General features: G+C 58.5%; 1 protein-coding gene. It reads left to right on the top strand.

Annotated elements, in window-relative coordinates; genetic code table 11:
• The coding region (locus tag I6F37_RS44070) for a hypothetical protein (protein WP_225154996.1) at positions 1-390 on the top strand (390 nt) is incomplete at both ends.

A 390-nucleotide genomic window follows, 5' to 3' on the forward strand; every position in this document is an offset into this window, starting at 1 on the left:
TTCGCGATGATGCTCCCTACCGTGCGTTCTTCTTCCAGGGTCAGGCGTTGCCGAACGGCTACGCTCTGCCGGCATCGTTCTCGAGTTTGCAAATCCCCGGAAACAGCAATGTTCTGACCTACGGCAAGTCTTTCGCACCGCGGGTCGGGTTGGCGTGGGACTTGTTTGGCAACGGCCGAACAAGCGTTAAGATCAGCTACGGACGATACTACTCCAATCCGTCCACGGTCATCAGCGCTGCCACGAACCCGACGCGAGAACTTTCGGCGACATTCGCATGGAGCGACCCCAACGGCGACAAGAAGTTCACAAACAACGAATTCGGCGCATTCCGCAGCACCAGCGCCGGCGGTGCGTTGGCCACGATCGACCCGAACATCAAACATCCCT

Origin of the sequence: Bradyrhizobium sp. NBAIM08 (assembly GCF_020193935.1) — a bacterium.
Lineage (GTDB): Bacteria > Pseudomonadota > Alphaproteobacteria > Rhizobiales > Xanthobacteraceae > Bradyrhizobium > Bradyrhizobium yuanmingense.